Below are 9,507 nucleotides of genomic sequence, written 5' to 3'. Positions count from 1 at the left end.
GTGGCGCCTGGGCGCGCGCGTCTCACACGGCCAAGAACAGGCCGGCTTCGATGCCGCGTGCAACTTCGGCCTCGATGGCCGCCCGGAAGGCGCGGACCGCGAGGCTCGCGGGCCGTCCCTTGACCGTTGCGAGCATGCGGGAAATGGCGAAGCCTTCGATCGGCACCGCGACCAGCGGCTCCAGAGCCCCCGACGTCGACACGATCGAGCGCGGCAGCACGGCATAGCCCAGACCGGCCAAGGTCAATTGCACGGTCGCGCCGACACCGTCGATCTGCAGCGCGGGGCGCAGATCGCCGAAGCGCTCCTGAAAGATGCGGCGCAGACCGGCGGGGATGATGATGGGCAGATCCCGCAGCGCCGCCACCGGCACCGGCCCGCCAGCCGTGAGCGGGCCGCCGGGCGGACACAGCAGCACCGTTTCCTCCCGCAGCAGCGGCATGAAGGACAGGTGCTCGTGCGCGCCGGGATCGGACACGATGCCGAGGTCCAGCATCCCGGCCGACAGGCGCTGAAGCACATCGGCCGTGTTGGTCTCGGTCAGTTCCAGGTGAACGTGCGAATATTGGGCGCGGAAGAGCTGCACCGTGGGCACATACAGCGCCCGCCCCACGCTGCCCGGCGCCGCCATGCGCACGGTGCCCCGCATGCCGCGGTTGAAGACGGAGACGTCGTTGGCCGCGCTTTCCACTTCGCCGAGGATGAAGCGCGCCCGCTCCAGCAACATCGTGCCGCTGTCGGTCAGCGCCGTTCCGGCAATGCTGCGCTTGAACAGCGCCCCGCCGACATCCTCTTCCAGGCGACGCATCTGCCGGCTCACCGCGGACTGCGCCACGTGCAGCATCGATGCGGCGGCGCTGATGCTGCCGGTCTCGGCGACCGTCACGAAATAGCGCAGTTGCCGCAGATCCATGAGGCCATGCTTTTCTGAGATGGAGAGGGTCGAGAATATATGCTTTTTCGGCCTCAGCCGGCAATGCAGGATGGGACCCAAGCCGCGGTGAAACACGTCGATGTTGCCGACCGGCGATAGGGAGACCGTTCGATGCCTTATTCCCGCAGACAGCTGGGCTGTGCGCTCTTGGTCGCCGCGGCCTGCACCGCCCTCGCCCCCATGACCGCCGTCGCAGAGGATGCCTGGCCCAGCCGGCCGATCCGCATCCTCGCACCCTCCGCCGCGGGCGGCTCGCTCGACGTCGTGGCCCGCATCGTCGCCCAGAATCTCGGCGAAGCCTTGGGGACGACCGTCGTGGTCGAAAATCGCGGCGGCGCCAATGGCACGATCGGCACCAATCTCGTCGCAAAGGCCGCGCCGGACGGCTACACAATGCTGATGACCACCGGTCAATTCACCGGCAGCGCGGTCCTCTACAAGAAACTGCCCTACGATCCGGTCAAGGACTTCGCGCCGATCACCCAGATCGCCCGCTCCTACGGCCTGGTTCTGGCCATCAATACGGAGGTGCCGGCGCGCGACCTGAAGGACTTCATCGCGCTCGCCAAGAAGAACCCGGATTCGATGGATTACGGATCCGCCGGCGAAGGCAACATCACCCATCTCGCCGGCGCGCTGTTCAATCATCTGGCCGGCACCTCGATCCAGCACGTCCCCTACAAGGGCAGCGGCCCGGCGCTCCAGGACGTCGCCGCCAACCAGATCGACATGACGTTCGTGTCGACCTCGGGCGGCCTCGGCACCATCAAGGCCGGAAAGGTCCGGGCGCTGGCGATCAGCAGCCCGACCCGCGCGCCGGTCCTTCCCGACGTGCCGACCTTCGACGAAGCCGGCCTTCCCGGGATGAACATGATCAATGGCTGGTACGGCCTCTGGTATCCCGCGGAGACGCCGCAGCCGATCATCGATCGTGTCCAGGCCGCGGTCGCCGGCTTCATGGCGAAGCCCGCGGTCAAGGCGCAGTTTGAAGATCTGGGCCTGATTCCCATGGGCACCACGCCGGCCGAGTTCAGCAAATTCTTGCAAGAGGATCTGGCGAACCAATCCGAACTGGTCAAGATCGCCAACGTCAAGCAGCAATAAATCCGCCGCCCTTGGCAGGGCGATTCCGGAACGCCTCGAAACCTGGGGCGCCCTGCTTTCTCTCGGACTTCGTGGATACGACGATGTATCAGTATTTCCCGCAGAATTATACATGGAGCCTGGCGGTGATGTCGGCGCTCAACCGCGGCGGGCAGATCGCGGAGATCGACGAGGCCTGCCGCGGCCTCCAAGAGGCCGCGACGAAGAAGGCGCTCGGCGGCGACCCGGTGGCGCAGAATGCCTGGTTCGAAAGCTGGTGCAGAATGGCCGAGCGCGTGCAGCGTCTGGCCGAAGCCGACGAGGCCGCAGGGCATCCTTTGTCGGCAGGTCGGAAATATCTGCGCGTCGGCCTCTATTTTCAGCTCGCCGAACGCATGCCGAGCCACAAGGACCCGCGCCGGCTGGTCGCCTACAAGAAGGGCATCGCCGCTTATGAAAAGGGATTGAAGCTGCGCAAGGAGCCGATCGAATATGTCGCCGTGCCTTATGGCGACACCACTCTGCCGGCGATCTTCATGAAGGCCCCCGGCGACGGCCCGACCCCCTGCATGGTCCATTTCAACGGTCTCGACCTCACCAAGGAGATCGTCTATTCCGCCATCGCCGACGAGTTCCGCCGCCGCGGCGTGTCGCTGCTGATCGTCGACCATCCCGGCGTCGGCGCCGCGCTGCGCCTGCAGGGCCTCGCGAGCGGCCCCGATACCGAGAAGCCGGCCGGGGCCTGCGTCGATTATCTGGAGACGCGCGGCGAGATCGATCCCAAAAGGATCGGCATCATCGCGCTCAGTCTCGGTGGCTATTACGCCCCGCGCGCCGCCGCGTTCGAGAAGCGCTTCGCCTGCTGCGTCGCCTGGGGCGCCATCTTCGACTATGGCGAGGCCGTGCAGAGCCGCATGGACGGCAATGGCGAACCTTCGGTGCCCGGCTATGGCGAACATCTCAACTGGGTGTTCGGCAAGGACACGTTCGGCGAGACCCTCGAGGTGGTCAAGCAGATGAGCCTCGAACATGTCGCCGCGCGCATCACCTGCCCGCTTCTGGTGGTGCATGGCGAGAACGACCGCCAGATCCCGCTCTGGCATGCCGAGAAGACCATCGAAGCGGCGGTCAACAGCACCGACCGCGAACTCAAGGTGTTCAGCCTCTTCGACGGCGGCGCCGAGCATTGCGGCGCCGACAACAGCACGATGGTGGTCGACTATATGACCGACTGGGTCGCCGAGCGCCTCGGCGCGGCGGTCCGCGGCGTCTGACGGAGGCGGGAGCGGCCGGATCGCGCCGGCCACTCCCGCATTCCGTATGATCGGGACGCGCCGGTCAGACCCCGTCCGGGAGCGGCGCCGCGGGATTGACGAGCCCGGCCTGCCTGAGATCACGCCAGAAATCGGCGGGAACGCGCGCGTCGAGCGCCGCGCTGTCTTCCGCGATCCGGCTCGGCCGGCTGGCGCCCGGGATCACCGCCGCGACCGCCGGATTGGCGAGGGAGAATTGCAGCCCCGCCGCCTTCATGCTGACGCCGTAGCGGTCCGCGATCGCCTTGATCCGCGCCACCTTGTCGAGGATGGCCGGCGGCGCGGGGGCATATTCGAAGTTCGGTCCCCCGACCAGGGCGCCCGAACTGTAGGGGCCCCCGACCACGATGCCGAGCCCGCGATCCGCCACCATCGGCATGACGCGCTGGAGCGCGCGGTCGTGATCCAGAAGGGTATAGCGCCCCGCCAGGAGAAAGCCGTCCGGACGCGGCTCTTCGAGTTCCAGGAGCAGCTCGATCGGCTCGACGCGGTTGACGCCCAGGCCCCAGGCCTTGATCACGCCCTCGTCGCGGAGCCGGTCGAGCGCCTTGAAGGCGCCGGTGCGCGCGCGCTCGAACATGGCCAGCCATTCGTCGCCGTAGAAATCCTGGGCCACGTCATGGACGAACGCGACCTCGATCCGGTCGGTCTTCAACCGCTTCAGGCTGTCCTCGATCGAGCGCAGCGTCCCGTCATAGGAATAGTCGTTCTCGACCCGGTTCGGGCGGCCGTGCTTGAAGACGTCCCCCTTCTCGCCGAGGTCGCGGGCCGCGACATCCTCGACCTCCTCATGGACGATCCGGCCGACCTTGGTGCTGATGACGTAGTCGTCGCGATTCTTGTCGGCCAGCGCCGCGCCCAGGCGGATTTCGGCCAGGCCCGCACCATAGAAGGGCGCGGTGTCGAAATAGCGGATGCCCTCGGCCCAGGCCGCCGCGACGGTGGCCGAAGCCTCCGCCTCGGGAATGTCGCGAAACATATTGCCGAGCGGGGCGGCGCCGAAGCCGAGCCGGCTGCGAAGAATGTCCTTGAGTGCCATGTCGAAATCCCTTTTTGAAATCCCTCGCCTCACGCCACCTCGCGCGGGTCGAGCGTCATGACGCTGCGGTCCGCGAGGTCGCCGATCCTGGAGAGATAGTGTTGGAAGTGCGCCGTCGCCCGGTGCGCGGCGACAGACGTCTCGTCGACATACAATTCGTCGAGCACGAAGCGCCCGGGATCGGCGCGGTCGCGCCACAGATCGTAGCGCAGATTGCCCGGCTCCGCCCGGCTCGCGCCGACCATCGTGCCGAGCAGCGCCGCGAGGTCGTCGGCCTTGTCCGGCCGGGCGACGAGGATCGCGAGGATCTTGACGGGCTGCGGCGTGGCTTGGTTCTGCATGGCTGTGTTCCTCCCTGGCGCGGGGGCCGTGGCGGGGCGCGAACGCAGCGCCCCGCCTGTCCTGCGCGACCTCACGCCGCCCGGGCCCGGTCGAGCGCGGCGACGAGGGCGGCGGCGATCGGGTGATCCGAGCGCGGGTTCTGCCCGGTGATCAACTCGCGATCGACGATCACGTTCGGCGCGAAATCCACCGGCGTGGTGATGACCGCGCCGCCCGCCGCCCGCAGGGCATCCGGCATGGTGAAGTGCATCTTCGCCTTCAGGATATAGTCCTCGACGACCTTTTCTTCGGTGGCCGAGAACACGGTCATGCGATAGCCGGCATATTGCCAGCCCTGCGCCAAGTCCTGCGCCGTCTCGACGTCGCCGGCGATCAAAGCGGCGCGGAATTCGCGGGCGTGCGGCATCGCCGAGACCACGGCCATCGGGCCATGGCAGAGCAGCGCGGTGGGCTTTTCCGCGGCGTGGAAGTGGCGCAGGATCGTGCCCATGTCGGGGTCCTGCATCAGGTCGACGACCGGCGCCTGCCCGCCCGGCACGAAGACGCCGGCATAAGCGTCGAGGCCCTCCGCGATCACGCTGCGCAGCGTGCGGACTTCGTTCATCGCGGGATGCTCGGCATAGAACGCCTTGGCGCGTTCATAGGCCGCCGTGTCGCCGCCGAAATGATCCGCCGAATCCGACGCCGGGTCGATGTGCGGCTTGGTGCCGTCGGGGGTCGCCAGCACGATTTCGTAGCCGGCTTCGAGCAGCGCCCAGACGGGCACCACGGTTTCGTTGAGATACTGGCCGGTTGCCCCCCAGCCGCCCTGGACCTCGATCCGGGTGGCGTTGGAACCGATCACGAGAACTTTTCCCTTGGCCATTTTCGTCTCCGATGCGCTGGGGTGATGTCGCGCTGGACGACGGCAAAGTGCGCCGGGACTGGACATTTAAGAAATTTATTTCTTGGATTTCAGATATTGCGATAGAGATATATCTCATGCGGTACGATCTCAATCTCCTGCCGATCTTCGTCGCTCTGATGGAGGAGCGCAGCGTCACCCGCGCCGCGGCCCGCCTCGGTATGACCCAGCCGGCGCTCTCCAACGCCCTGGCGCGGCTGCGGACCACGTTGCAGGACCCGCTCTTCATCCGGGAGCGCTATGGCATTCAGCCCACGCCGATCGCGCTGGAACTCGCGCCCGTCATCACCGAGGCGCTGGCGAAGCTCGACGATGCGGTGCTCGGCCAGCAGGATTTCGACCCGGCCGTCGCCGCGCGCACCTTCGTGATCGCCCCGAACGGCTATGTCGAATTCATCCTCGTCCCCGCCATCGTCGCCCGGCTCCAGACGGTCGCGCCCGGCATCAAGATCACGCTGACGCCCTACGGCAACGATCTGGCGGAAACCGGCGTGGTGTCCGGCACCACCGCGATGGTGCTCGGGCGCATTGTCGACCCGCCGGACAATCTGGTGGTGCAGCATCTGATGGACGAGGGACTGGCCTGCGTGGTGCGGGCCGACCATCCGCAGATCGGCGATCGGATCTCACGCGCCCAGTTCGAGCGGCTGAAGCACGTCAATGTCGTGCCGCCGGGGCGGCTGCGGGCCGGCCTGTTCCAGGCGCTGGCGCAGCAGAAGCTGCGGCGGGAGGTCGCCGTCTCGGTGACGCACTTCCTGGCGGTGCCCGAAATGGTCGCCGTCACCGAATATTGCGCGACGCTGCCGCGCCTCATCTGCCGCCGGCTCGCCCACGACACCCGGCTGAAGGTGCTGCCCACTCCGGTCGATCTCGGCACCTTCCCGGTCGAGATGGCCTGGCACGTCCGCTACCGCCACGATCCCGCGCATCGCTGGCTGCGGGCGCTGATCGGCGCGGTCGCGCGGGAGATTTCGGCACCGGACTGATGGCGGGCGCGATCCGATCGCGCCGATCGGATCGCGCAAGGGGCCGCGTCAAACGTCGCCCCTCAGACGAGGTCCCAGGCGAAGGAGGAGCGGCCTTCTTCGAGGCCGTAGCGCAGATAGTGCTCCAGCGGGTCGATGCCCGCGGCCGCGACGTCGGCATAGGCCGCGAGATAGGCGCTGGTGTCGAAATCCTGCGACGGGTTGCGGCCCTCGTGCCAGCCATAGGTCTCGAAATGCGTCAGCGGGTTGATCCCCGCCGCCGCCACGTCGGCATTCTGCGCGAGATAGAAGGAGGTGTCGAAATAGGCGTCCGCCCGGCGCCCCTCCATCCAGCCATATTGCTGGTAATGCGTGAACGCGTCGACCCCGGCCAGAGCGACGTCCGAATTCGCCAGCAGATAATAAGTGGCGTCAAAATCGCCCTGGAGATGGGCGCCGTCCACCACCATGCTGGTCTGGCGCCCCTCGACGATGCCGTATTGCAGATAATGCAGCAGCGGATCCATGCCCGCCGCCGCGACGTCCGGATTGAACGCCAGATAGAGCGAGACGTCGAAATTGACCGAGGGATCGCGGCCCTCCCACCAGCCGTTCTGCTCGTAATGCACCAGCGGATTGATCCCCGCCGCCGCGACGTCGGGATTCTTGGCGAGATAGGCCGAGGTGTCGAACCAGGCATTCGGGTCGAGCCCCTCGCGCCAGCCGACATCGGCATAATGCACGTCCGCCACCACCCCGGCCGCGAACAGATCGGGATTGCGGAAGGCGTAAAACACCTCGTTCACCATCGGATCGGTGCCGAAAGTGAGCGTGCCGTCGGCGAATTTGAGCGCCTCGATGCCGGTGAGAATGTCCTGGCTGGCCGCGCCGTACAGCACGATTTCGGTGCCGTAGCCGGCCTGCAGATACTCGCCGACGCCCTTCAGCAGCCACAGCGTATCGGCGCCCGCCCCGCCGTCCACGGTGTTGATGCCGCGCCCGGAGAAGACCGTCGTGTCCCCCGCATCGCCGACCAGAGTGTCGTTGCCGTCGCCGGTGACCAGGCTCGCAAACACCATGCTGCTGCCGATCGTCGTCGCCACCCCGGCGATCGTCGCCATGTGCTGCGACAGGTCGATCGTCGTGTCGGACGTCACCGCCGCCGCATTGAGGGTGTGCGGGCCCACGGTGGTCGCGCCGAGGATCGCCCGGTCGGCTTCCGCCGCGCCCAGACGGGCATAATCGTCGGTATAGATGAAGGTCTCGCCGGCCCCGGCCGCGTCGCCGAGCAACACCAGAGAGGCATCGAGCCGGACTTCCGCGGCATTGGCATTGTTGACGGTCAACGTCCACTGGCCGGAATTGCTGATCTCGCCCCAATTGTGCAGGGTGTCGAACGTATAGGTCAGCTGCGTCAGAGCACTCGATGTAAACGGCGGGTAGAGCGACGCATCCAAAAACACCGTGCTGGTGTGGCCACCTGGACCGGACAGCGTCAAGGACACATCGGCCAAGTCCGCGCCCGCGCCCATTATGATGTCAATGGCCAATGTCGCGTGCTGAACCCGCACCGCCTCCTGGAAGCCCAGGGTCAAGCTGCGGGTCGTATTGGAGTCCAAGACGAGCGGACCGCTGGTGAAGCTCCCGGTCTGCTTGGTGATATTGGCGAAGGTGCTCTGCTTCTGCCACGTCTCGGCGAGGCGGACAGCGGCGAGGGCATCGACCAGGCCGAAGCCGAGATCGTTGTTGTAGAGACGGCCGCCACCGTTCCAATCGGTCGCGCTGTTGGCGCTCCAGGTCGCGACCTCGGCCGGCGTCTTGGCGCTGTAGGCGAGAATCTCCTGCACGTCGCGATAGCCGAGGAGGGGATTGGCCTCCAGCATCAACGCGACGACGCCGGCCACGATCGGTGCGGACGCCGAGGTCCCGTTGAATCCCACGCTTCCGGCCGACCCGCCGCTGACATTGGTATAGTCCCCGTCCTCCTCCCTGTTGAAGCCGGGCGTGCCCAGCAAATCGGTGGTGACGATGCTTGCAATGTCCTTGGCCGTGCCGGTGGCTGCGCCGCCGCTTCCGGGCGCCGCGACGAGAATGCCGGGTCCGGGTGTCGAATAGCTCGTCACCGTGCCGTCGATATTCGCTGCGGCGACGGAGATGACGTAGGGCGACGAGCCGGTGGGCGTGAAGATGGTATTCTCGAACGCGGCGCGTCCATTTCCCGCCGAGAACACCGTCACCGTGCCGAGCCCGTCACGGCCGATCTGGACCAGGGTCTGCGCCGTATTGTTGAACATCGTCTGCAAAGGCGCCGAGGCGAACAGCGTTCTGGACTCCATGCCCCAGCTGTTGCTGCTGACGTCCACCCCGTCCGCCAGCATGTGCGCGGCAGCCTTGATGAAATTGTAGGGGAGCTCTGCGAAGCCGGCGCTGCTGTAGCCGATAGCTTGCGCGTCATAGGCCACGCCGACGCCGCCCTGCCCATTCTGCGCCGCCACGATGAGGCCCATGGTGGCCGTACCGTGCGACGCCACGGCCGCTCCGGGCAAATCCGTCATAAGATTATAGGACAGATCGGCCAAATAGTTCGCCGCAAGGTCGGGATGCGACCCCTGAAACCCGTCGTCCTCGACGCCGACCGTGACGCCTTTTCCGGTGTAATCGGTCCAGACCCCGGTGACGTTTATGTCATTGCGATACGCACCGGGATCTTGCGGCAGGCCCAGTATATCTTGTCCCCAATTGTAAAGGTGCCACTGCTGCGCAAACAGCGGATCCAAAGGCAGATAGCGCGTAGCCATTGAATTTATCTCCGAAATCCGCCCAATCATTCAAATCGACCGGGATCATAGGTATTCCGGCGCAAAACTCCACCCAAAGACGCACGGAAGAACGTTGAAATTTTTGAAAGAAAAATTCGGATACGCTGA

8 protein-coding genes are annotated in these 9,507 nt (G+C 66.2%); 3 read left to right on the top strand and 5 right to left on the bottom strand.

Translation table 11 applies throughout. The features are described 5' to 3' along the window. Window positions 1-22 precede the first annotated feature (22 nt). On the bottom strand, window positions 23-913 hold the full coding sequence (locus EDC64_RS08450; RefSeq protein ID WP_132030850.1) for a LysR family transcriptional regulator: 891 nt from the start codon (window positions 911-913) through the stop codon (window positions 23-25). Window positions 914-1,045: 132 nt separating this feature from the next. Between EDC64_RS08450 and EDC64_RS08445 the strand changes: the two genes are divergently transcribed. After that, entirely contained in the window at window positions 1,046-2,038 is a 993-nt protein-coding gene (locus EDC64_RS08445) for a Bug family tripartite tricarboxylate transporter substrate binding protein (RefSeq protein WP_132030849.1), read from the top strand. A gap of 83 nt (window positions 2,039-2,121) precedes the next feature. Beyond that, complete coding sequence (locus tag EDC64_RS08440; RefSeq protein WP_132030848.1) at window positions 2,122-3,291, top strand: alpha/beta hydrolase family protein; 1,170 nt, start codon at window positions 2,122-2,124, stop codon at window positions 3,289-3,291. A gap of 64 nt (window positions 3,292-3,355) precedes the next feature. On the opposite strand, the gene EDC64_RS08435 is transcribed toward EDC64_RS08440, so the two are convergent. The 3 genes from EDC64_RS08435 to EDC64_RS08425 form a co-directional block, all read right to left on the bottom strand. After that, entirely contained in the window at window positions 3,356-4,369 is a 1,014-nt protein-coding gene (locus EDC64_RS08435) for an aldo/keto reductase (RefSeq protein ID WP_132030847.1), read from the bottom strand. Window positions 4,370-4,398: 29 nt separating this feature from the next. Beyond that, entirely contained in the window at window positions 4,399-4,710 is a 312-nt protein-coding gene (locus tag EDC64_RS08430; protein ID WP_132030846.1) for a putative quinol monooxygenase, read from the bottom strand. 71 nt (window positions 4,711-4,781) lie between these two features. Beyond that, entirely contained in the window at window positions 4,782-5,576 is a 795-nt protein-coding gene (locus tag EDC64_RS08425) for a type 1 glutamine amidotransferase domain-containing protein (protein ID WP_132030845.1), read from the bottom strand. A gap of 116 nt (window positions 5,577-5,692) precedes the next feature. On the opposite strand from EDC64_RS08425, the gene EDC64_RS08420 reads away from it, so the two are divergent. Next, window positions 5,693-6,601 (top strand): LysR family transcriptional regulator, encoded by a 909-nt coding sequence (locus tag EDC64_RS08420; RefSeq protein ID WP_132030844.1) that lies wholly within the window; start codon window positions 5,693-5,695, stop codon window positions 6,599-6,601. Window positions 6,602-6,663: 62 nt separating this feature from the next. Here EDC64_RS08420 and EDC64_RS08415 read toward each other — a convergent pair whose 3' ends face one another. After that, entirely contained in the window at window positions 6,664-9,378 is a 2,715-nt protein-coding gene (locus tag EDC64_RS08415) for a S8 family serine peptidase (RefSeq protein WP_165933693.1), read from the bottom strand. Window positions 9,379-9,507: the final 129 nt, after the last annotated feature.

The organism is Aquabacter spiritensis, from assembly GCF_004346185.1.
Taxonomy (GTDB): Bacteria; Pseudomonadota; Alphaproteobacteria; order Rhizobiales; family Xanthobacteraceae; genus Aquabacter; species Aquabacter spiritensis.
This window is presented reverse-complemented; position numbering and strand designations above follow the sequence as displayed.